We start from the raw sequence: 23,257 nt of genomic DNA, 5'->3' as shown, positions 1-23,257 counted from the left end.
CTATGTTAGACCGTCGTTTTTCCGGAAGAGCGCGGATGGTCGATTTGGGAAGAACGGTGGCAGCGGTGGCTGCGGCAGTGGTACTGCTGCCGTGCGCCGCCTCGCGCGCTGACGACTGCCTGACCGACTGGGGCATGGCCGGCCAGATCGTCCGCCGGGAAAATCTGATAACCGTCGAGGAGGTATCGCGCTCGCTTGCAGCAGATGGTATCGGCAAGCTTGTAAAGACCACGCTGTGCCGCACGGAAGCCGGATATTTTTATCGTCTGGTCATCAGAAGTCCGACGGGACAGCTTAGAACGACCGTTATGACAGCGAGGGGCCGGTAGTCGGTCCGTCGTTGCGGGATGGAAATCTCTCGCCGAGATCTCCGAGCGTCCGCAAGTCGTGCAGGAGGGGGAGGGGACATACCGTGCGAGCGCTCGTCGTCGAGGATGACAAGGACTTAAACCGTCAGCTTTTGACGGCTCTGGAGGACGCCGGGTTTGCTGTCGATACGGCTTCAGACGGCGAAGAAGGCTACTTTCTCGGCGATACCGAGCCCTATGATATCGTCATTCTCGATATTGGCCTGCCGAAAATGGACGGCATTTCCGTTCTCGAGCAGTGGCGGCGAAGCGATCGCAAGATGCCCGTCATCATTCTGACCGCACGCGACCGCTGGAGCGACAAGGTCGCTGGAATGGATGCCGGCGCCGATGACTATCTCGCCAAGCCCTTTCACATGGAAGAGTTGCTGGCGCGGGTCCGGGCCCAGGTCCGCCGCGCGTCCGGCCATGCAAAATCGGAAATCGAATGCGGCCCCGTGCGTCTCGACACAAAGTCAGCGCGCGTGACCTGTGAGGGCTTGCCCGTCAAGTTGACCTCGCATGAATTTCGCCTGCTGGCCTATTTGATGCACCACAATGGCCGGGTGGTTTCGCGGACCGAACTGGTCGAACATCTCTACGATCAGGATTTTGATCGCGATTCGAACACGATCGAAGTATTTATCGGCCGACTGCGGAAGAAGATTCCCGGCGACGTGATCCAGACGGTCCGCGGTCTCGGATACCGCATGAGCCAAGGACCGGATGAGGCTTAACTCACTTGCGCTGCGCCTTTTTGCAACTTCGGCAGCGTGGACGCTTCTGGCGCTGCCGCTCGCGGGCTACATCATTTACGCGCTGTATCGGGACGACGTGCAGCTGAGCTTTGACGCTCAGTTGAAGAAGCTGCTGACCCAGATCACGATCGATAGCATGAGCACGATGGGCGACGAGCCCGTCAACCCGCCGAACCTTTACGAGCCCCTTTTCGAAGTCACGCAGTCGGGCTGGTATTGGCAGATACGCCCGATTGACGGCGCTCCCGGCCGCACGCTCGTATCGCCCTCCCTCGCAACTGCAATGTTGCCTTCCCCCTATGACAGGAAGTTCCCGACCGACGACACGGGGACGCGATGGATGAACGTCCCCGGCCCGACCGGCTCGACGATCCGCATCCTCGAATTCATCGATTCCCCCGGGCACGATCCCGAAAAGACGAAGTATTCGATCATGGTCGCCGGTCCCATGGACTGGTTCGAAGAAACTGTCGCCAAATTCCGCGCCCGCCTCACGAGTGCGCTTTCGCTTGTAGGTCTAGGCCTTCTGGCGGCGACAGTTTTCCAGGTCCGCTTCGGTCTTTTGCCGTTGCGCCGGATCGAACGAGGTTTGGCGAGTATCCGTTCCGGCCAAGTCGAACGCCTCGAAGGCCAGTTGCCGGCCGAGATCGAGCCGTTGCAAACCGAACTCAATGCGCTGATTGATTCAAACCAGGACATCATTGACCGCGCCCGCACGCAGGTCGGTAACCTCGCGCATGCATTGAAAACCCCGCTCGCAGTCATCACCAACGAAGCGCGGGAAGATCAAAGCGCATTCGGCTCGAAGGTTGCCGAGCAAGCCCATCTGATGCGCGATCAGATTACGCATTATCTGGACCGCGCGCGCATCGCCGCGAGGACGAACACCATTGGCCGTATCACGCCCGTCGATGCGACGGCCGAGCCGTTGGTCAGAGCGATAGAGCGCATCCATCGCGAAAAAGGCATATCGATCGACTACGCGGTTCAGCCCGGTGCCAAGTTCCAAGGTGAAAAGCAGGACCTCGAGGAGATGTTGGGCAACCTGCTCGACAACGCCTGCAAGTGGGGCAAGCACAGGGTTTATTTGACGGCGACCGTCAATAATCAGGAGACGACCACCCGGCGAAGGCTCACCCTGACCGTCGAGGACGATGGCCCGGGTCTCTCGGCAGAGCAAAGAGCCAAGATCGGCAAGCGCGGACTTAGGCTCGATGAGACCAAACCCGGCTCAGGGCTGGGACTTTCGATCGTCACCGATCTCGCGGCGTCGTATCGAGGCCGGTTAAGGCTCGATGCCTCCGAGCACGGCGGCCTGAAAGCCGTTCTTGAACTCCCCGCCGCCTGACCCGCGTTAATTCCGCATCGCAACAGCGGATGGAGTGGGGATTTGCCCGAATTGTGGTGGATTTCCGCCTTGTCGACGGCGCAATATCGGTCTAGCGAATATTGCAGGACTACGCGCCGGTGGGGCCAGCGGCGTGTCGGGGGATGCCACAAATGGGGTTTACCATGCGCACCGCGCGCCTTTCGCTGCCGCTTCTGGCAGTCACTTTGCTTTGCGCTTGCAGCAACGGCCAGGGCGGAGTGGACAATACCGGTACCGGCCTCGTTCTCGGTAGCATCGCTGGCGGTGTCCTCGGAAATTCGATCGGCAAGGGTGAGGGCGGCAAGGTCGCGGCCACCATTGGCGGCGCCGTCATCGGCGGCATCGTTGGTAGCCAGATCGGCAAAAGCCTCGACGAACGCGATCGCCGTTTGGCGCAGGAAGCGGAATATGACGCTCTCGAGCGCGGCCAGTCCGGCAACCCTCGGCAGTGGCGCGATCCCGATACCGGCCACTACGGGGAAATCGTCCCGAGCAAACCCTATAAGCGCGGCGTCGCCGATTGCCGTGATTACACGCACACCGTTTACATCGACGGCCGTCCGCAGAAGATGCATGGCACTGCCTGCCGGAGCTCGGACGGAAGTTGGCAGAACGTCGGTTGACGCGCTGCAGCGGCCAACTCTCTCCCTTTCGCTAAGTTAATCTCATCCGCGACAGATGGGCTAACTTGAGCTTTGTCTGCTTGCCTCGGCAGGCGTGCGATCCTATTCCCTGCAGCGAAGCTTGAGGATCGCGCAGCGATGGTTTTCTGGATTCTAGTGGCTGGATTAGTGGCGGCCGTGACGCTCGCCATCACGCGGCCGCTCATGCGTCCGTCTCTGCCGTCGACGGATACTGCCGGCCCCGATATCGCCGTCTACAAAGACCAGCTCAAAGAGATCGATTCCGATGAGGCGCGCGGCGCTCTCGGCTCTGTAGATGCTGAAAGCGCCCGCGCCGAAATCGGCCGCCGGATTTTGCGCGTATCGCAGGACCATCCGAAAGCCGGCGCGCACGCTCGCTACCCTGAGCGCAATCGCTTCGTCGTTCCGGTATCCATCGCCACTGCCATCGCGCTGCCGATTGCAAGCTTGGGCCTTTATCTGACGTATGGCGCGCCCGGCCTGCCGTCGCAGCCGTTGAGCGAGCGCCTCGCCGCAGCGTCGAACGCGAACAAGCCCAACGATCTCATCGCCAAGGTCGAAGAGCGGCTGCGAGATCATCCGGAAGACGGTACCGGATGGGATGTCATCGCGCCGGTCTACTATGCAATGGGCCGGTATGCCGATGCCGCGACCGCCTTTCAGAATGCCATTCGATTGATCGGCGAAAGCCCGAAGCGTCTACAAGGCTTCGCTAACGCGCGCATCCACATCGAGAACGGCGTCGTCCCGGAAGACGCCCGCAAAGCTCTCGAGCGCATTATTGTGCTGGCGCCGGACTCATCAATTGAGCCGCGCATTTGGCTTGCGCTCGCGAAGGAGCAGGACGGACGCGTGTCTGACGCCGCCGCCGATTATCGCAAGCTCATCGCCGAAGCGCCCGCGGACGCGCCTTGGCGCAAGGTCATCGAAGAACGGCTGGCAAATATCGGTAAGGGGATCGGCAGCCCACCGGCAGGCGATGGTAGTCAGGGCGCAGCAGGAAACGCTGGCACCGCGCCAACGTCGGCATCGCCGGCCGCCAATCCTGAAGCCGCCGCGATCATGGCGATGAACCCCGAGGAACGGCAGGCGTTCATAGCGCGTATGGTCGATAGTCTCGCGGCCCGTCTCAAGTCCGATGGAAACGACGCTGCGGGATGGGTAAAATTGATACGAGCCTATCAAATTCTCGGTCGCCGTGATGATGCCATCAAAGCTTTGACAGATGCCCGCGCCAATCTCAAAGACAACCAGGACGGCTTGGCCGAAGTCGAGCATCTCGCACGCCAGCTGGGCCTCGGAAGCTAACGCAATGCAGGGTCTCTGATGACACGGAAGCAGAAGCGCGGAGTTCTGATCGGCGGAGGGGTCGCGACGCTCTGCGTGGCGCTCGTCCTGGTGCTCTTCGCGTTGAAGGACAGCATCGTCTTCTTCCATACCCCGAGCGACATCGTCGAAAAGGGCGTCCCGCCGGGCCAGCGCATCCGCCTCGGCGGCCTCGTGGAGCATGGCTCCGTCGTTCGCGGCCAGGGGACGACGATCACGTTCAAAGTGACCGATACGCTGCGCGATATTCCGGTTACATTTACCGGTGTGCTGCCCGACCTTTTCAAGGAAGGCCAGGGCGTCGTCGCCGAAGGCATGCTCGACGGCGAGGGCCGCTTCAAAGCCGACAGCGTGCTTGCCAAGCATGACGAAAATTACATGCCGCGCGAAGTAGCGAATGCTCTGGAAGCGAAAGGCGTCAAGCTCGGCGCGGGCGCCCATCCGGGCCAGGTGAAGGCAGGGATGCCTTAGAAGGACATGCCGTGATCGTAGAATTCGGACATTTCGCGCTGATCCTCGCTTTGCTGGTTGCCGTCGTGCAGGTCGCCATTCCCGCGATCGGCGCTCACCTCAAAGACGAACGCATGATGCGCGTCGCCGACCCCGCGGCCGTTTCGCAACTGTTCCTGATCGCCATCGCCTTCTGCGCGCTGACGCACGCCTACGTGACGTCGGACTTCTCCGTTCTGAACGTCGCCGAAAACTCCCATTCGACGAAGCCGCTGATTTACAAATTGGCCGGCGTCTGGGGCAATCACGAAGGCTCGATGCTGCTTTGGGTGTTGATCCTGGCGCTCTTCGGTGCCGCTGTCGCGCTCTTTGGCAATAACCTCCCGCTGACGCTGAAGGCCCGCGTTCTATCCGTGCAGGCGTCGATCGCGGTGGCGTTCCTGCTCTTCTCGCTGCTGACGTCCAATCCATTCACGCGCCTCGATCCGGCGCCCGCCGATGGACGTGGCTTGAACCCGATCCTGCAGGACCCGGCGCTCGCCTTCCATCCGCCGTTCCTCTACATGGGTTATGTCGGCTTCTCGATTGCCTTCTCTTTTGCGATTGCCGCGCTGATCGAAGGCCGCATCGATGCAGCCTGGGCGCGCTGGGTGAGGCCGTGGACGCTCGCCGCCTGGATGTTTCTCACGATCGGCATCGCGATGGGATCGTGGTGGGCCTACTACGAACTCGGCTGGGGCGGCTGGTGGTTCTGGGATCCGGTCGAGAACGCATCCTTCATGCCCTGGCTCGCCGGGACCGCGCTCCTGCATTCCGCGCTCGTCATGGAAAAGCGCGAGGCGCTGAAGATCTGGACCGTGCTTCTCGCGATCCTGACGTTCTCGCTGTCGCTGATGGGCACGTTCATCGTGCGCTCGGGCGTGCTGACATCCGTGCACTCCTTCGCGGTCGATCCGGCGCGCGGCATCTTCATCCTCGCCATTCTGATCCTCTTCACCGGCGGCGGCCTCGCGCTCTTTGCGTTGCGCTCCAAGGATATGCAGGCGGGTGGCCTGTTCCAGCCGATCAGCCGCGAAGGATCGCTCGTCCTCAACAACCTGCTGCTGGTGACGGGCGCTGCGACCGTGCTCGTCGGCACGCTCTATCCGATGGCGCTCGAAGGGCTGACGGGCGAGAAAATTTCCGTCGGCCCGCCGTTCTTCAACATGACCTTCGGACCGTTGATGATACCGCTGCTCGTCGCTTTGCCGATCGGGCCGATGTTGGCCTGGAAGCGCGGTGATTTTGCGGGAGCGATGCAACGCTTGGCGTTTGCTTTCGGTGCGGCGCTCGTTGCCCTCGTTGCCGTATTCGCCGCCGAGTATCGCGGACCGTGGCTCGCACCGTTCGGGATCGCGCTCGGCGTCTACGTCATGGCGGGCGCGATCGTCGAATGGGCGAACAGAGTGAAGTTCGGTTCGGCGAAATCGGATGAAATCATTCGCCGTGCGCGAAATCTGCCGCGTTCCGCTTACGGCACCTTCTTTGCGCATTTCGGGATTGGCATGCTCGTGGTCGGGATCGTCGCGACGAGCGCCTACCGCGAGGAGCACATCCAGGCCATGAAGCCTGGCGATCAGATCACGGTCAATGGCTATGACGTGACGTTCGTCGGCCTCGAGCAGGCCCGCGGACCGAACTACGTCGAAGACCTTGCCGATTTCAATGTGAAGCGCGGTGGCGAAACGGTGGCGAGGCTCACACCCTCGAAACGGCTCTACGATGCACCGCCGCAGACGACGACCGAGTCCGGCATCCTTGCCGCGTGGCGCGGCGACCTTTACCTCGTCATCGGCGATGCGCAACCGAACGGCGGCTATGCCGTCAGAGCTTATTTCAATCCGCTCGTACGCTTCATCTGGCTCGGCGCATTGATCATGTTCATCGGTGGTGGCATCTCGCTGTCCGACCGGCGCTTGCGCGTCGGCGCGCCGTCGAGGTCACGTCAACCTATTGCGGTCCCCGCGGAGTGAATCGCTTGCGACGTTCAATGATAGCGACGTTGCTGACGATATGGGCGCTCTTCGCAGCCGCTCCGATGGCGCTTGCGGTTCAGCCTGGCGAGATGCTCGCCGACCCCGCGCTCGAACAGCGTGCGCGGAACATCTCGGCCGAACTGCGCTGCCTCGTTTGCCAGAACCAGTCGATCGACGATAGCGATGCGCCTTTGGCGGGCGACCTTCGCCGGCTCGTTCGTGAACGCCTGGAAGCACACGACTCCGACCAGCAGGTCCTTGACTACGTCGTCGCGCGCTACGGCGAATTCGTTCTCCTCAATCCACGCTTCGAGCTGTCGACCATTCTGCTTTGGCTGACGCCGGTTCTCGTTCTCCTCGGCGGTCTCGTTCTTGTTGTCCGAAGCGCCGGAAAAAAAGACGCGTCGTCTCCGAGCACCCCATTGACCGAACAGGAGAAAGCGAAGCTCGATTCCATCCTGACGGACCAGCGACGCTAGCCGGATTTTCTCACCCAACCGCTTGCAGATTACCAACAGTTAACGTCGCTGACATGCTGCCGTAATCCATTCTCCGGTACGCCTCCAGACAAGGCTCGCGAAGCCTGCATTTATCTGGAGACCATGGGATGCGATTGCCCCACCGTTCGTCGACGACCACAAACTTCAAATTAGCTTCAAATATCGCACCGGCCGCGCTTGCCATGGCCGCAGCTGCGGTAGTGGGAATTGGGCTTTTCGCGCCATCCTATCCCGTTCGCGCCGATACCCCGGCGGCTCAGACCATCGAGACCCCGTTCGGCCGCGCGCCAGTTTCGTTTGCCGACATCGTGGACAAGGTCAAGCCGGCCGTCGTCTCCGTCTCGGTCGTGAACGACGGCGGCGCCTCCAAGCTCGCGTCGAACGAGAAGGGCGGCAAGAAGGGCGACAAGGGATTTACGCTTCCCGATCTTCCGCCCGATCATCCGCTCCACGACTTCTTCAAGAATCTGCCCAAGGAATTCGGACAGCCGGACCAAAAGCCGAAGATCGTGCAAGGTCAGGGCTCGGGCTTCGTCATCACGCCTGACGGCTACGTCGTGACCAACAATCACGTCATCGATGGCGCGACGAAGATCCAGGTCACCTTTGACAACGATGAGACCAAGTACGACGCCAAGCTGGTCGGCACCGATCAGCGCACCGACATCGCCGTCATCAAGATCGAAAGCACCAAGAAGACGTTCCCGACCCTCAAGCTGGCCGACAAGGAATCTCGCGTTGGCGATTGGGCGTTGGCCGTCGGCAATCCGTTCGGCCTCGGCGGCACGGTCACGGCCGGCATCGTCTCGGCCCTCGCACGCGACATCGGTTCGGGTCCCTACGATTACCTGCAGATCGATGCTGCTGTGAACCGCGGCAACTCGGGAGGCCCCACGGTCAACATCGATGGCGATGTCATCGGCGTTAACACCGCGATTTTCTCTCCGTCTGGCGGCAACGTCGGCATCGCCTTCGCAGTACCTGCGAAAACGGTGAAGGAAGTCGTTCAGCAGCTGAAGTCCGGCGGCACTGTCAATCGCGGCTGGCTGGGCGTTAAGATCCAGAACGTCGATGAGGACACGGCGGCCAGCATCGGGCTGCCGGCAGCACACGGCGCGCTCGTCAGCGAAGTGACGCCGAACGGCCCCGCAGCGAAGTCGGGTCTCAAGGCTCAGGACGCAATCATCCAGGTGAACGGTGAGAAGATTGCCGACAGCCGCGACCTCGCGCGGAAGATCGCCGAACTTGCTCCGGACACGCCGGTGGACGTGAAAGTCTGGCGGAACAACGCGGAGGAAACCGTTAAGGTGAAGCTCGGGCTGTTCCCGAAGAACGCCGAAGCAGCCATGAGCGGCGAAAACAACGACGAAGACAGCAACGGCAACAACGACGACGATAACGCCAAGCCGTCGTCGGTCGAGCTGAGCCAGCTTGGGCTGACATTGATGCCGGCCCGTGCTGGCAAAGATGCGCCCGAAGGCGTCGCGATCGCCGAGGTTGACCCCTCTTCCGACGCAGCTCAGAAGGGCCTGAAGGCGGGCGACGTGATCCTCGAGGTGTCGGGCCAGACGGTCGCATCTCCGGACGATGTCCTCTCCGGCGTCAAGAAGGCCGAAGGCCTGAAGCGAACCGCTGTTCTTCTTCACATCAAGACGGCCGATCAGAAGCGCTTCGTTGCCGTTCAGCTCAGCTCGAAGAAGGGCTGAGGTTAACCACCCATGAAGAACTCGGGCAGCCCCGTCAGTGAAACGGCGGGGCTGCCTCGACGTCCGGGTACGACCCAGCTACACAGTGAGCTGAGAAAAGGCGAAAGTCGGACACAAACCATGCGCGTGCTCGTGATTGAAGACGATAAAGAAACCGCGCTTTTCCTTCAGAAATCATTGAAAGAGAACGGCCATACTGCCGATCTCGCACATGACGGCGAAGCCGGATTGGCGCTCGCGACGGACGGGGCTTACGACGTCCTGATCGTCGACCGCATGTTGCCCCGCCTCGACGGACTGTCACTCATCAAATCGCTGCGCTCGGAAGCCAATCGCACGCCCGTGCTCATCCTCTCGGCGCTGGGCGAGGTCGATGATCGCGTCAAGGGCCTGCGCGCCGGCGGCGACGACTATCTGACGAAACCCTACGCATATTCCGAGCTTCTGGCGCGCGTCGAAGCGCTCGGCCGCCGCACGGCGCCGGAAGAACAGCAAACCCGCTACGCCGTCGGCGATCTCGTGCTCGATCGCCTCTCGCATCGTGTCACGCGGGGCGGTGAGCACATTCTGCTGCAGCCACGCGAGTATCGGCTGCTCGAATATCTGATGCAGCATGCCGGTCAGGTCGTCACGCGCACGATGCTGCTCGAACATGTCTGGGACTATCACTTCGATCCACAAACGAACGTCATCGATGTTCACGTCTCGCGCCTTCGCGCCAAGATCGATAAGAACTTCGACAGGCAGCTTCTGCATACGGTTCGGGGCGCAGGATATACAATTCGTGACGGCCCTGCTTGACCGCGTCGCGAAAGCGGCATCGACGACAGCCTTCGGACTGAGCGCGCTAGCGGTAGCCTTTTTCCTTTTTGCGGCTGCAATCGTCGTCGGCGTTCTGTTTTGGCAAACGAACAACCTGCTGACCGATCAGGTTCTGACGACGCTCAACGCCGAGGCCCGCATTCTTTCCTCCGAAATGAAAGTCGGTGGGGAAGCCAAATTGACCGATACGGTCTCGGCCCTTTCCCGTCCTCAAGGCATCGGCCTCTATTATCTGGCGGACGCGAGCGGCACGAAAATCGCCGGAAACTTGAACCGCATTCCGCCCGAGCTGGAAGGCGAAGGCCACGGCGGCGTGTTCACGTATCAGCCGACGGCAGACGGTCATGAGAGAGCGCATCTTGCGGTCGCCATTCCCGTCGACCTCGGTTCCCATCTGCGTCTTATCATCGGCCGTGACATCGAGGATCAACGCGCATTCGCCGATTCTGTGCGGCTGACGTTTCTTCTCGGATTTGGCGTGTTATCGATTGTCGGACTGCTCGGCGGCCTCGCTGTCAGCCGCCTGATCGTCAACCGCATGGATGAAATCACCGCGACGAGCCGGCAGATCATGGAAGGCGATCTTTCCCGCCGTATCCCGACGTCCGGCAGAGGCGGCGAACTCGACGCGCTTGCGGGTAGCCTGAACGAGATGCTGGACCGCATCGAAAGCCTGATGAGTGGCCTTCGCGAAGTCTCGGACAACATCGCTCACGATCTCAAAACCCCGCTCAATCGTCTGCGCAACTCGGCAGAAGCAGCGCTCCGCGATCCGCGCGGAGGCGAGGCCTATCGCGAAGGCCTCGAACGAACGATCGAAAAGTCGGACGAGTTGATCAAGACGTTCAACGCACTTCTGCTGATCGCTCGTCTGGAAGCGGGTCCCCTGCAGGAAAGCACGGAGACGTTCGACCTCGGCCGCTTCGTGGCGGACGTCAGCGAACTCTACGCACCGGCCGCCGAGGAAGCAGGCTTCGCGCTGTCGATCGAGACGGAGCAGGGTCTGTTCGTGCAGGGCAACCGGCAATTGATTGGTCAGGCCATCGCCAATCTGATCGACAACGCAATAAAGTATTCGCGCGCCGGAGAGCCCGGGAGCGCAATCACCGTTCGCGCCTTCCTATTCGAAGGGCGCCCTGCCATCTCTGTCGGCGACCACGGCCCCGGCATCGACCCGGCCGATCGCGAAAAAGCGCTGAAGCGCTTCGTCCGTTTGGAAGCAAGCCGCACAAAACCCGGCACTGGCCTCGGGCTGAGCTTGGTCGCGGCGGTTGCTCGTCTCCATCACGGAGAAGTTCGGCTCGAAGACAATCAGCCGGGACTGAGGGTTGTGCTGCTGCTCTCAGCCAAATGCTTGATCGCGGCGCCGAACGGAGAGGGTGACGCCGAGCCCGGCCTTGCGGCACAATGAAGTCATGGATCAGACCGTCGCCTCGAGCCTCGCTACGCAAATCGCCGAATGGCCGCACGCGCTGCCCACCGGTATCGGTGCCGAACGCTTCAGTACCCTGAAGGGGGAAGCCGAAAGCGCCTGTGCGCCGCTGGCAGGGCTGCTGAGCAATCCAAAGGTCGAAAGCCTGCTCAAAGGCGTTTTCGACGGTTCGCCCTATCTCGCAGCCCTGGCGAACCGCGATCTCGTGCGATTGGCACGTATCCTCGGCGAGCCTCCCGAAACGCGCTTCGCCAAGGCGACTGAAGAACTGATCGCCGCAATGCGCGAGGCGCCGGATCTGATCGCGGCCAAGCGCGTTCTTCGCATCTACAAGTCGGAGGTTGCGCTTCTGACCGCGCTCGCCGATCTCGCCGGCGTCTGGCCGGTCATGACCGTGACGCGCACGCTTTCGGAATGCGCCGACGCTGCCGTCGCATCTGCAGTCCGCTTCCTGTTTCGGATCGCATCCGCGCGCGGGCAGTGGAAGCCGCTGGATAGCGACGAACCGGAACAGCAGTCCGGCTATTTCGTGCTCGCCATGGGCAAGCACGGCGCTTTCGAGCTCAATTATTCAAGCGACATCGATCTGACGGTCTTCTTCGATCGCGACAAGTCCCGCCTTGTCGGCGACGGTGACCTGCAGTCGTTCTTCGTGCGGCTCACGCGCGACCTCGTGCTGCTGCTCGATGAGCGCACGCCCGATGGCTACGTCTTTCGGACGGATCTCCGCTTGCGGCCCGATGCGGGCGCCACCCAGATCGCACTCTCGACCGCTGCCGCGCACGGCTACTACGAGACCGTCGGGCAGAATTGGGAACGCTCCGCCATGATCAAGGCGCGGCCGGTGGCGGGCGATCTCGAAGCGGGGGAAACCTTTCTCGCCGAACTCGCTCCCTTCATCTGGCGCAAGTATCTCGATTTCGCGGCGATCGCGGACATCCACGCGATGAAGCGGCAGATCCACGCCCACAAGGACATCGGCCCGATATCCGTCGCCGGACAAAATCTCAAACTCGGTCACGGCGGCATTCGCGAGATCGAATTCTTCGCGCAGACGCAGCAGTTGATCGCCGGAGGACGGCAGCCCGATCTCCGCGTCCGCGCGACGCTCGATGCTTTGGCGGCGCTCGAACGGCGCGGCTGGGTAAAGGCCGATGTGCGCGCCGACCTCGATCATGCGTACCGGTATCTGCGCCGCCTCGAGCACCGCGTGCAAATGATCGCGGACGAGCAGACGCACGATGTGCCGTCCAACACCGCGGCGCTCGACGCATTCGCGCGCTTCTCGGGCTACGCCGGCACGCCGGAGCTTTCGCGCGAGCTCATAGCCACGTTGGAAATGGTCGAAAAGCACTACGACGGATTGTTCGAAGAAGCGCCCCGCCTGGCGCCGGAGGTGACGAACTTGGTCTTCGCCGGCGCAGAGGACGATCCGCGCACGCTCGAAGAACTGAAGCGCTTCGGCTATTCGCAGCCGGCGCAGGTGCTGGCGATCGTCAGGGGCTGGCATCATGGCCGCGCGCCGTCCGTCAGGTCGCCGCGCGCTCGCGAGCGATTGACGGAAGTGCAGCCGCTGTTGATCGAGGCGCTCGCCGACACGGTCGATCCGGATGCCGCCATCGCGAGCTTCGATCGCTTCATCGCCGAGCTTCCCTCGGGGGTGCAGCTTTTTTCGCTGCTGAAGGCGCAGCCCCGCCTGATCCGCTTGCTGGCCGACATCATGGGATCTGCGCCGCGTTTGGCACGCATCCTCTCGCGCCGCCGGCGGTTGCTGGATGCCGTGCTGGACCCGCAGGTCCACGGCGGCGATCTCATCGGCGCGGCCATCGACGAGCTGGTGATGAAGGCATTTCGCGCGGCGCGCGCCACGGCTGTCGGCGACCCGATGCAGGAAATTCTCGACACCGCAAGACGGATAGGAAGCGAGCAATCATTCCTGGTCGGCGTCAGAATATTGACGGGCAGCATCTCGGCGACCGAGGCAGGCGCCGCCTACGCGACACTCGCGGAACGGCTGATCGCGGCGCTCTTTGAGGAAGTCACCCGTGAGATGGAGGAGGACCACGGCCGCGTGCCGGGCGGAGGCGCAGTCGTCGTCGCGATGGGCAAGCTCGGCGGGCGCGAACTGACCGCGGCGTCCGACGTCGATCTGATCCTCATCTATGACTTCGACGCCGATGCCGAGCAATCGGATGGCGCCAAACCTCTCGCCCCGCCACACTATTACACGCGGCTGACGCAGCGTCTGATCAACGCCATTTCGGCGCGGACGGCTGAGGGGGCCCTTTATGAGGTCGACATGCGCCTTCGGCCATCAGGGCAGAAAGGCCCGGTCGCGACGCGCCTGTCGAGCTTTACGAACTATCAGACGACCGAAGCGTGGACGTGGGAGCACATGGCGCTGACGCGTGCGCGGGTCATCGCGGGCTCCCGCGAGTTGGGCGCCCGTGTCGAAGGAGAGATCCACAAGGTTCTGACGGCACGCCGCGACCCGTCGAAGATCACGGCCGACATTCGCGACATGCGCCAGCGCATCGAGACGGAGAAAAACACGACCGACATCTGGGACCTGAAGCAGGTGAGGGGCGGCCTCGTCGATCTCGAGTTCATCACCCAGCACCTGCAACTCGTTCACGCCGCGGAGCACCCGGCAATTCTTAACCAGACGACACTCGTCGCGCTCGCCGCAGCGGCCGCCGAGGGCCTCATCAGCGAGGCGGATTACCTGCGCCTCTCAGAAGGGGGCCAGCTCCTGCACGACCTTACGCAGGTGCTGCGCCTAACGCTCGATGGACGGTTTGACCCCGCCCAAGCGCCTGAGGGGCTAAAGGCTTTGTTGGTCCGCTCAGGCGGCGCCGCGTCGTTCGAGGACCTGGAAACGAGGCTTAAACACACGCTCGGCGAGATTTTTTCGGCTTTTAACCGGCTGATCGCCTAGCGCCTTTGCGCACCGGCGACGGATTGTGGCAGGTTACGACGTTCTTGCGATAACCGACACGGATCCCAGCCTTCGGGCGGCCCATCCGGGGCGAGAAGCGCGAGGCAGGCTGACAAGCATGTCGAGAGGATTAGTGGCGGCGACGAGGACCGATGGCAGCCCAGCTGCCCCGCGGGCGGCGGCTGAGAGCCGGGCCGACGAGGCTGTGCTCGTTGCCGCAGTCGGCGGCGGCGACGGCGACGCGTTCCGGCTGCTCATGGGGCGTCACCTCGGCAGCATTGTCGCCGTGGCGCGCCGCATGTTGCGGGACGACGCGGAGGCTGAGGACGTGGCGCAGGAGGCGTTCTTGCGGCTTTGGCGCTCGAGCGCAACGCTGGAAATAGGGCCGGCCGGGATCAGGCCCTGGCTGCGCCGTGTAGTTTCTAACCTGTGTCTCGACCGCGTACGCGGTCAGAGCCGCGTGAAGGTTGTTGATGAATTGCCCGAGGTCCCGGAACCGGCGAGACAGCTGACGGGACTCGAGAGCCAGGATACGCAGCGCCGTGTTGAAATGGCGATGCAGAAATTGCCGGACCGGCAGCGGTTGGCGCTAACCCTCTTTCATTTCGAGGGATTGAGTCAGATCGAGATCGGTCAGGTTATGGGAGTATCCGATGAAGCGGTCGAGTCGCTCCTGAGCAGGGCGCGGCGCCAGCTGAAGGCGGAACTGAGATCGGATTGGGAGTCGCTGCGTAGTGATGGCGATTTCTAAATGCGGGAGACGGCAGGACGATGTCACGTAATGGTCTAGGCCCCATGGGGCTCGACAAGCTGGAGGCTGCGCTCGACACGTATGGTGCAGACCGTACGCGATGGCCGGCGCCACTGCGTCTCGCTTTGTCAGGTTTGATTGCCGGCAGTGCCGATGCGCAGAACATGCTGAAGGATGCCGAGGCGTTCGATCGTCTGCTCGATAAGGCGCCGCAGTATGATCAGAGCCGCCTCGATTCCTTGAGCCAGCGGATAGCCTCCGCGGCCGAACGCCAGCCTCGGATCGTCGCCGGAGGCGCGGCCATCGTTACCCAACCCGCGAAGCGTCCGACGGCGTGGCCGGGATCGCGCCGTCATGGCTTTGCGGCAACCGCGCTTGCAGCCTCGTTGGTGCTCGGCGTGTTTGCAGGTCAGCTGAATGTTTTGAACGCGAGCGCAGAGGTGCTTCTCGGCGGCGGCAGTGGAAACGCGAGCAGCACGAGGATGGCCCAATCCGACGAGGCCGACGTTCTTCTCGATGAGGATTTGTTGTGACGGCTGAAGTCAATCATCTCTCGCCTGCGCGACCGCGATATCTCTATCCGGCCTTCATCGCTTCGCTGGCGCTGAACCTGTTGTTTATCGGCCTGTTCGCGGCTGCCGCTTGGCATCATCACGAAGAAAGCTCCAAACCTTTCGAGCCCGGCCTCATGGGCTTCGTGAGGGAGCTTCCGGAAAGCCGTCAGACCGCAGTCCGTAACGAGATCACAGGTGCGCGGGAAGGGATGAAGGACTTGCGCGCGACCGTGAGAAAATCCTGGGCCGACGCCAACGCGCTGTTGACCGCCGAGCCATTCGACAAAGCGAAGTTCTCCGAAGCGCTGGCGAAACTACGAGAGGAGGAGAACCTCTATAAAACGGCGATCAACAACGCCATGGTTGAGACGGCTGCGAGTCTGAGCCCAGAGGAGCGAAAAATTTTGCAGTCCTGGCGGGAGAAGCGCCGCCCGAACGTGCTGAAGGCGCGAGGCGAGCAAGTCAAGGATGATGAGCCGGCCAAGAATTAGGTCCGGCGGAACAACCGCTGACCTCCCGGGGTAATGATCACGCTGCCAAGAAAAGATCATGCTGCGCGGCACGCAGAAGCCGTACCGTCCACTTGCGCTCGCCGTCACCGGCCGAGGTGGCGAGTTCGGCGCCCGAAAGCTCACAGAGCGTCCGCGCTAAAATCATTCCGAAACCTTCGTCAGCCGTAGCGCCGCGCCGGTCGGCCTGAATAGCGATGGACAGGTCTATCGCACCGGCCAGCGATTTCGTTTCGATCCGCAGCGTCGTATTCGCAGCGCCGTTGCGAACAGCCTCGCTGAGGAGGTTGATCAGCAACTGACGCACAGCCTGATGGTCGCCGAGCACATCGAAGCCGGCGTCGGCGTTCCTGACGATCGAGATCGATCGTGCAGCTAGATCCGGCGCCGCGAAGGCACACGCTTCATCGATGACCGACGTCAGACGGCTCGTCTGGCGGCCCTTGCATTCCGGAGCCGTCAGCAGGGCCGTGATGGCCAGCGCATCCTCGGCGCTTTTGAGCAGGATACGGCCACTCGCATGAATATCGCGGGCGTAGGCGTCGTAGCCGGAACCGAGTGGTCCGAAGACCTCTTTCGTCATGATTTCGGAAAAGCCGAGAACGGCATTGAGCGGCGTCCGGAGTTCGTGGCTCATATGCGCGGTGAGTTTCGCCCAGGCGGCGCGGTCAAGAGCGGAGTCTGTAGCTCCTGCTCCAAAGAGTTCCGGAAAGCGAGCCTGCGTCCGTGCGTCGAAGGCGGACGGCTGCGAGGACATCTGCGCCTCTCGTGCGAAAGTCGGTCCGGGCTTTTGGGCGCCCCGTGCCGGAAGCATGACCACCATCGCCGCAAGGCCCGCGCCAACCACGAATAGGAGTGTGGAGAGCGAATCCGCATCGAGCTGCGGCACGACCGCTCCGGCGAGCGTAAGGAGGGCGGCGACAAGCAAAAGGGGTCCGCGTTGCGAGAAGCCGATCCCGTTGGCGATCGCGTTGGCTGACAGTCGCCGCGAGCCGCCGAAGCCGGCATAGCTTTCCCGTTGAGGGACGGACCAAGTCCGAGCCATCTCGAATTCCCTTGCTGAGTTTTGTCTAAGTGCCCGACCCTGTAAGGCGGTGGACGATCATGTCCGTGGGCGTGATTCGACATTCGCCGATTTGCGACTCACCGTCGAGGGAGAAAAAATCGCGACGGAATCAATTTTGTTTCGATGACGGCAGCGCGAGCATAACGGCAGTTCGCTGTGGCAGAAATGCTCAATTAGTCCTCTAGCATCCGCGAGACGATCTCGTGGCAATCGCGCGAGATCGGAGCCGCGGCAACACGCTTCAACGCGGCCCTCGCCAGCGCTTTGCGGCCGGGCTCGAGCGCTCGGTAACTGCGGAAGGCACCGAGCATGCGCGCCGCGACTTGCGGATTGAGCTGATCGATCTCGAGCACCTTGTCTGCGAGGAAGTCATAGCCCGCGCCGTCCGCGCGATTGAATTGCAGCGGATTGCCCAACGCATACGTACCGATGAGCGCGCGCACCTTGTTCGGAGTCGTGATCTTGAAGAGAGGATGCCGGCAGAGCGCCTTGACCTCGTCGAGCACAGTCGGCCGCGGCGATTGCGCCTGCGCCGCAAACCAGATGTCGATGACCAGATGATCGTCTTTCCAGCGCTCGAAGAAATCCTCTAGGATCTCGACGCGGCCTGGCGCGTCGACACCCGCGACCAGGAACAGCGCGTGACACGCGTCCGTCATGTTCGAGGCTTTGCGATAATGAGCTTCGACCCGGGCGAAGTCTTCGCTGGACCCGCGCGCCGTCAACAGCGTCAGCGCCGCGTTGCGCAAGGCCCGCCGGCCCGCATTTTTCGCGTCGGGTGAAAATTTCTTGTTCCGAGATGCGTTCGCGTAGAGGGACTCGAGATCGTCCGCCAGCTTTTCGCCGACGGTCCGGCTGAACAAGCGATGCGCATCGAAGATCCCGGCGTGATCGACACGGCTCGCCTTCTCGCGGGCAACGTCCGCGACCGTCGGCAGCTTCAGCAACTCAGCCTTATAGGAATCGTCGAGTTCGTTATCGCGCAACGCGTAACGCAGCGCGTCGGCGAGCTTCGAGGACTTTGCTGCGACCAAGGCGTTCCGCCGCTTCGCGCCGAGAAGTCCAATGATGCTGCGTGTCGCGTAAGCATTGCTCGATTGCCAGCGATTGAACAGGTCGCTGTCATGATGCATCAGGAACGCGAGATCCTGATCCGACATCGACATCGTGACTGTGACGGGCGCCGAGAACCCGCGGAGCAGCGACGGCACCGGCCGCGAGCTGACGCCTTTGAATTTGAAGGTCGTCGTCCGCTCGGAAACGGCCATCACGCCGTCGCGGATCTTGATGCCGCCCTCGACCTCGAGATCCATCTCTTGGCCATTTTCGCCAAGCAAAGCCATGCTGATGGGAATGAAGTACGGTTGTTTCTTCGCCCTGCCTGGCGAAGGCTTCAACACCTGATGGACGGTCAGCTCGGCGGACTTTCGGCGCCGGTCGTACGAGAGATCGCAAACGAGCTCCGGCGTCCCGGCTTGCGAATACCAGCGATGAAACTGCGTGAAGTCCGCGCCGCTCACATCCGCGAAGCAGGCGATGAAGTCTTCGATCGTCACCGCCTGTCCGTCGTGACGCTCGAAATAGAGATCCATGCCCGCGCGGAATTTCTCAGGTCCGACGATCGTGTGGATCATCCGGACGACCTCGGCGCCCTTCTCGTAAACCGTGGGCGTGTAGAAGTTATTGATCTCGACGTAGGATTCTGGCCGTACCGGATGCGCGAGCGGCCCCTGGTCCTCCGGAAATTGCAGGGCCTTGAGCTGTCGGACGTCGGAGATACGCTGCACGGTCGCGCTGCGCAGATCGGCTGAGAATTCCTGGTCCCTGTAAACGGTGAGGCCTTCTTTCAGGCACAGCTGGAACCAGTCGCGGCACGTGATGCGGTTTCCCGTCCAGTTGTGGAAGTATTCGTGCGCGACGACGCTTTCGATCGATTCATAATTGGAGTCGGTCGCGGTCTCCGGCGACGCCAAGATCAGGCGATCGTTGAAGATGTTGAGGCCCTTGTTCTCCATGGCCCCCATGTTGAAATCGGAAACGGCGACGATGTTGAAGACGTCGAGATCGTATTCACGCCCGAACTTGACCTCGTCCCAACGCATGGCGCGCTTCAGGGATTCCATGGCCCAGTGAGCGCGCGATTCCTTGCCCCGCTCGACATAAATGCGAAGATCGACCTCACGTCCCGACTGCGTCATGAAAGTCGACGCGACGGGCGATAGACTGCCGCCGACGATTGCGAAGAGATAGCAGGGCTTCGGGTGTGGATCGTGCCAGATCGCATAGTGACGCTCGCCGCCGGAAAGTGTGCCGCGCTCGACCGGATTGCCGTTCGCTAGAAGTATCGGCGCCGTTTCGACATCGGCCTCGAGACGCACCGTGTATTCCGCCAGCACGTCGGGCCGGTCGAGGAAATACGTGATCCGGCGGAAGCCTTGCGCCTCGCACTGCGAGCAGTAGACGCCGCGCGAGAGATAAATTCCCTGAAGCGCGGTGTTGCCCTTGGGATTGACCAGCGTCACGATTTCGAGCGTGAACGGCTCTTTGGGCGGAGCCAGGATCGTCAGGCTTGTGTCGTCGACACGATAGGATGACGGCTTGAGCGCTCGGCCGTCGAGGGCGATGCTCTCGAGCTTGAGAAGCTCGCCGTCGAGCTTCAACGGAACCTTGCCGGTGGCCTCCGAATTCGGATTCCGGCGAATGGTGAGCTTCGACGTAACGCGCGTCTTTGACGGCGCGAGCACGATATCGAGGTGGACACTATCGATCAGAAATTCCGGCGGGCGGTAGTCGGCAAGAAGGACTGGCTTGGGGTTCTCTGATTTCATAATACCCGCCGTGAAGGTTATCTTCGGCGGCTCTCGATCAGCGCGCTCAATCGCATCGCAATCGAAGCCACCTCTTCGCTTCTAGCCCAGGCGATGGCGGAAATCATCGTAGCCAAATGACCGAAGCGTCCGCGTGGTGCCATCTTCGTCAAGAACGGCAAGATCGGGCAAAGGCACGCCATTGAAGGTGTTATTCTTGACGAACGAATATTGCATCATATCCGTAAAAATCACGCGATCTCCGGTCTTCAGCGGCCGATCGAAAGAATATTCACCGATGACGTCGCCGGTCATGCAGGTCTTCCCGCCAAGGATGTAGGAATGCGGCTTTTCGCCAGGTGGAGCGGCACCGATCACTTCCGGAGTGTAGGGCACCTCGAGAACGTCGGGCATGTGCGTCGAAGCCGAGGCATCGAGAATGGCAATGTCCTTGCCGTTGTGGTGAATATCGAGAACGCTCCCGACCAGATAGCCCGTATTCACGACAAGACCGGCGCCGGGCTCCAGGACGACATCGACGTTGAACGCGGTTTTGAACGCGTTGATGGCGGCGATCAGCTTTCCGATATCGTAGCCGGGCTTATTGATGAAATGACCGCCGCCGAAATTGACGGTCTTCACGCGGCGCACATAATCTCCGAACACGCGTCCGACATGCTCGATAAGCCCGACAGATCCTTCATCGCCGGACTCGCAGAGGGCGTGCGTGTGGAGAATGTCGACTTCGTCCCAAGGCACGCGATCGAGCGTATCGGGCGTTGCGCCGAAACGTGAGTTGGGGGCGCAGGGATCGTAAAGCGCGCCGCCGAGCGTTGCGTTCGAATAGCCGGGATTGATCCGGATGCCGACCTTGACGCCCGGATGCGACCTGACAACCGACAAGTTCTTCGCAATCTGCTCGGGCGAATTGAAATAGATGTGCTGCGCGAGTTTCGTCAGCCGCTCGACTTCGCCAGTAGCATAGGCGGGAGAGTAGACGTGCACTTCCTTGCCGAACTCGTCATGGCCGAGGCGCGCCTCGTATTCGCCGCTTGCGGTCGTGCCGTCGAGAACATCGCGCATCAGCGGAAAGGCCGCCGGAAGCGCGAACGCTTTCGTCGCGAGGAGAATTTTGCATCCCGTTTCGCGCTTGATCTCAGCTGCGCGCGCGAGATTGCGCTTCAGCGCCGCGACGTCGAGAACGTAAGAGGGCGTCGCAATCGACTGAGCCCAGTCGAACGACGGCAATTTCAACTTGGAGAGATCGGACAATTCGGGCCACCGGTGGAGTTAACGAAAAGCTGTCACTGCGAGACGCGCACCGGTCCCGCAGTCGAGCCCGGCCATCTGTAAATGAAGGTCAGATAGGCGAGCGAGATATAAATGGCCCCGAATGCCAGACTTCCAAGTAATGCCGAAGCTTCGTAAAGCGTCAAACCGTGAAGCCAAGGCGGCCGCGCGTTGCCGAAGCCCGGGATTTCGCTCGCCGGACTGACGAGCTTCGCCCAGGCGTGGTCGGTTCCGGCCAGAAGGTCATTCAGACCCCATGTCAGCGCCCCCATGAAAGCGAGGCCGCACGACAACAAGGCAAAGGCGAGCAGCCGAAGCGAGATTGGCGCCTCCCGAAGGAAGAGCCAAAGCCCTGCGATGTAGGCCGATATCATTCCAAAGCTCACCGAAACGACGGAGACGACGAGGCCCGTCAGCTCATTGCGGATCGAAAGGATATCGGCTTCGCCCATCAGGTCTCGACCGAGAAAAGCTTCTTCTGGTCGGCCTTCTCGATTTCCTTCACCTGCCAGGGCAGGCCCTGCTCGGCGAGTTCTTCGAGGAACGGCTCGGGCGGCAGCTGCTCGACGTTGAACACGCCTTTGCCCTTCCAGATGCCCTTGAACATCATGATCGCGCCGGTGACCGCGGGGACGCCGGTCGTGTAGGAAACCGCCTGCGCGCCGACCTCTTTGTTGGTCTCGGCGTGATCGCACACGTTCCAGATCATGTACCGCTTCTTCTTGCCCTTCTTCTCGCCCTTGAGGACGACGCCGATGGACGTTTTGCCGGTGTAGTTCTCGGCAAGCGAGGAAGGCTCCGGAAGGACGGATTTCAGGAACTCCATCGGAATGATGGGCGTGCCCTTGTGCATGACGGGGTCGATGCGCGTCATGCCGACGTTCTGCAGCACTTCGAGGTGCTTGATGTAATTGTCCGAGAACGTCATCCAGAAGCGGATCTCTTTCAGACCCTTGATGTTCTCGACGAGGCTTTCTTCCTCCTCATGATAGATGAGGTAGGATTTGACGGGCCCGACTTCCGGATAATCGATCATCGTCGAGATCGACAACGGATCGATCTCGATCCATTCGCCGTTTTTCCAATACTTGCCGCGCTGCGTCACTTCCCGAAGATTGATCTCCGGATTGAAGTTCGTCGCGAATGCCTTGCCGTGGCTGCCCGCGTTGCAATCGATGATGTCGATCGTGTGGATCTCGTCGTACAGGTTCTCCTGCGCGTAGGCGCAGAAGATGTTCGTGACGCCCGGATCGAAACCGCAGCCGAGGACGGCCATGAGGCCCTTGGCTTTGAATTTATCGTTATACGGCCATTGGTATTTGTAGGTGAACTTGGCTTCGTCGCGCGGCTCGTAGTTCGCGGTATCCATGTAGTTGACGCCGGCCTCGAGGCACGCGTCCATGATCGCCAGATCCTGGTAGGGAAGCGCCATGTTGATGACGAGGTCGGGCTTCACCTTGTTCAACAGCGCGACCGTGTCGGCGACGTTGTCCGCATCGAGTTGCGAAATCTCGATCGGCGTTTTGCATTCGGCCTGGACCTTCTTGCAGCTTTCGATGCGGCGCGAAGCAAGATGGATCTTTTTGAAAACATCGCGGTTCATCGCGCATTTCTTCGCAACGACCGAGCCTGCAGCGCCTGCCCCGATGATAAGTACCTTGTCCAACGAACGCTCCGATGTTGAAAGGCCGGTCTCGCCGGCTCCAGCAAGCGCGTAAAGCTGCGCTGGGAGCCCGAAATAGGGCACGCGGGGCATTAATTCAATACTAAGCGATCACGGTGGCCCGCCATGCCGATGGAACGGCAAGCGTAAACTGTCACAAAGCGGGTTTGTGACAGGCCGGAGACGCCATTTCTTTAGCTCCAGGCCAACATCGTCTTCCCCCGAAAGGGTGGTGTCGGCCCTACGGCCGGGCCTCTAGGGGGCAAAGTCAAGTCACCGGCGCGGGAGCGAAGTCGCGCCGGGCGTGCGC

Annotated in this window: 20 protein-coding genes; 15 read left to right on the top strand and 5 right to left on the bottom strand. The window is 61.6% G+C overall.

Annotated features, from left to right (window positions below; genetic code table 11):
• Nucleotides 1-35 precede the first annotated feature (35 nt).
• From AACL53_RS09790 to AACL53_RS09720, 15 genes are all read left to right on the top strand, one after another.
• The gene (locus AACL53_RS09790) at nucleotides 36-329 is read left to right on the top strand and encodes a hypothetical protein (RefSeq protein WP_339084320.1); all 294 of its coding nucleotides are present in this window, start codon (nucleotides 36-38) and stop codon (nucleotides 327-329) included.
• An 83-nt stretch (nucleotides 330-412) separates the two neighbouring features.
• Nucleotides 413-1,084, top strand: coding sequence for a response regulator transcription factor (locus AACL53_RS09785; RefSeq protein ID WP_339084319.1), 672 nt, complete (start codon nucleotides 413-415; stop codon nucleotides 1,082-1,084).
• Nucleotides 1,074-2,453: a sensor histidine kinase gene (locus tag AACL53_RS09780; RefSeq protein WP_339084318.1), complete on the top strand. Its 1,380-nt coding sequence runs from the start codon at nucleotides 1,074-1,076 to the stop codon at nucleotides 2,451-2,453. The genes AACL53_RS09785 and AACL53_RS09780 overlap by 11 nt, the downstream gene beginning before the upstream one ends.
• A 164-nt stretch (nucleotides 2,454-2,617) precedes the next feature.
• Nucleotides 2,618-3,097, top strand: a complete 480-nt coding sequence (locus tag AACL53_RS09775) for an RT0821/Lpp0805 family surface protein (protein WP_339084317.1) — start codon at nucleotides 2,618-2,620, stop codon at nucleotides 3,095-3,097.
• Nucleotides 3,098-3,235: 138 nt separating this feature from the next.
• Entirely contained in the window at nucleotides 3,236-4,426 is a 1,191-nt protein-coding gene (gene ccmI / locus AACL53_RS09770) for a c-type cytochrome biogenesis protein CcmI (protein ID WP_339084316.1), read from the top strand.
• An 18-nt stretch (nucleotides 4,427-4,444) separates the two neighbouring features.
• Nucleotides 4,445-4,915, top strand: a complete 471-nt coding sequence (ccmE, locus tag AACL53_RS09765) for a cytochrome c maturation protein CcmE (RefSeq protein WP_339084314.1) — start codon at nucleotides 4,445-4,447, stop codon at nucleotides 4,913-4,915.
• Between the two features lie 11 nt (nucleotides 4,916-4,926).
• Nucleotides 4,927-6,906 carry a heme lyase CcmF/NrfE family subunit gene (locus AACL53_RS09760; protein ID WP_339084313.1) on the top strand — a complete coding sequence of 660 codons (1,980 nt, stop codon included), beginning with the start codon at nucleotides 4,927-4,929 and terminating at the stop codon, nucleotides 6,904-6,906.
• A gap of 17 nt (nucleotides 6,907-6,923) precedes the next feature.
• The gene (locus tag AACL53_RS09755; RefSeq protein ID WP_339086925.1) at nucleotides 6,924-7,388 is read left to right on the top strand and encodes a cytochrome c-type biogenesis protein; all 465 of its coding nucleotides are present in this window, start codon (nucleotides 6,924-6,926) and stop codon (nucleotides 7,386-7,388) included.
• 128 nt (nucleotides 7,389-7,516) lie between these two features.
• A complete protein-coding gene (locus tag AACL53_RS09750; RefSeq protein ID WP_339084312.1) occupies nucleotides 7,517-9,115 on the top strand; it encodes a Do family serine endopeptidase in 1,599 nt (532 codons plus the stop codon).
• A 120-nt stretch (nucleotides 9,116-9,235) separates the two neighbouring features.
• On the top strand, nucleotides 9,236-9,916 hold the full coding sequence (locus tag AACL53_RS09745; protein WP_092869690.1) for a response regulator transcription factor: 681 nt from the start codon (nucleotides 9,236-9,238) through the stop codon (nucleotides 9,914-9,916).
• Nucleotides 9,900-11,348, top strand: a complete 1,449-nt coding sequence (locus AACL53_RS09740; RefSeq protein ID WP_339084311.1) for an ATP-binding protein — start codon at nucleotides 9,900-9,902, stop codon at nucleotides 11,346-11,348. Before AACL53_RS09745 ends, AACL53_RS09740 begins: the two co-directional genes overlap by 17 nt.
• Nucleotides 11,349-11,352: 4 nt before the next feature.
• Nucleotides 11,353-14,307 (top strand): bifunctional [glutamine synthetase] adenylyltransferase/[glutamine synthetase]-adenylyl-L-tyrosine phosphorylase, encoded by a 2,955-nt coding sequence (locus AACL53_RS09735; RefSeq protein ID WP_339084310.1) that lies wholly within the window; start codon nucleotides 11,353-11,355, stop codon nucleotides 14,305-14,307.
• A gap of 118 nt (nucleotides 14,308-14,425) precedes the next feature.
• The gene (locus AACL53_RS09730; RefSeq protein ID WP_339084308.1) at nucleotides 14,426-15,058 is read left to right on the top strand and encodes a sigma-70 family RNA polymerase sigma factor; all 633 of its coding nucleotides are present in this window, start codon (nucleotides 14,426-14,428) and stop codon (nucleotides 15,056-15,058) included.
• Between the two features lie 20 nt (nucleotides 15,059-15,078).
• Nucleotides 15,079-15,591, top strand: coding sequence for a hypothetical protein (locus AACL53_RS09725; RefSeq protein ID WP_339084306.1), 513 nt, complete (start codon nucleotides 15,079-15,081; stop codon nucleotides 15,589-15,591).
• A complete protein-coding gene (locus tag AACL53_RS09720; RefSeq protein WP_339084304.1) occupies nucleotides 15,588-16,103 on the top strand; it encodes a periplasmic heavy metal sensor in 516 nt (171 codons plus the stop codon). Before AACL53_RS09725 ends, AACL53_RS09720 begins: the two co-directional genes overlap by 4 nt.
• Nucleotides 16,104-16,140: 37 nt before the next feature.
• On the opposite strand, the gene AACL53_RS09715 is transcribed toward AACL53_RS09720, so the two are convergent.
• The 5 genes from AACL53_RS09715 to AACL53_RS09695 all read right to left on the bottom strand — a co-directional run bounded on the left by AACL53_RS09715 (nucleotide 16,141) and on the right by AACL53_RS09695 (nucleotide 22,950).
• Complete coding sequence (locus tag AACL53_RS09715) at nucleotides 16,141-17,166, bottom strand: HAMP domain-containing sensor histidine kinase (RefSeq protein ID WP_339084303.1); 1,026 nt, start codon at nucleotides 17,164-17,166, stop codon at nucleotides 16,141-16,143.
• 194 nt (nucleotides 17,167-17,360) lie between these two features.
• On the bottom strand, nucleotides 17,361-20,015 hold the full coding sequence (pepN, locus tag AACL53_RS09710; protein ID WP_339084302.1) for an aminopeptidase N: 2,655 nt from the start codon (nucleotides 20,013-20,015) through the stop codon (nucleotides 17,361-17,363).
• An 81-nt stretch (nucleotides 20,016-20,096) separates the two neighbouring features.
• Complete coding sequence (nspC, locus tag AACL53_RS09705) at nucleotides 20,097-21,266, bottom strand: carboxynorspermidine decarboxylase (RefSeq protein WP_339084301.1); 1,170 nt, start codon at nucleotides 21,264-21,266, stop codon at nucleotides 20,097-20,099.
• 32 nt (nucleotides 21,267-21,298) lie between these two features.
• Nucleotides 21,299-21,736, bottom strand: coding sequence for a hypothetical protein (locus AACL53_RS09700; RefSeq protein ID WP_339084300.1), 438 nt, complete (start codon nucleotides 21,734-21,736; stop codon nucleotides 21,299-21,301).
• Nucleotides 21,736-22,950: a saccharopine dehydrogenase family protein gene (locus AACL53_RS09695; protein WP_339084299.1), complete on the bottom strand. Its 1,215-nt coding sequence runs from the start codon at nucleotides 22,948-22,950 to the stop codon at nucleotides 21,736-21,738. The genes AACL53_RS09700 and AACL53_RS09695 overlap by 1 nt, the downstream gene beginning before the upstream one ends.
• Between the last annotated feature and the right edge of the window lie 307 nt (nucleotides 22,951-23,257).

Origin of the sequence: Hyphomicrobium sp. ghe19 (assembly GCF_902712875.1) — a bacterium.
Taxonomy (GTDB): Bacteria; Pseudomonadota; Alphaproteobacteria; order Rhizobiales; family Hyphomicrobiaceae; genus Hyphomicrobium_B.
This window is presented reverse-complemented; position numbering and strand designations above follow the sequence as displayed.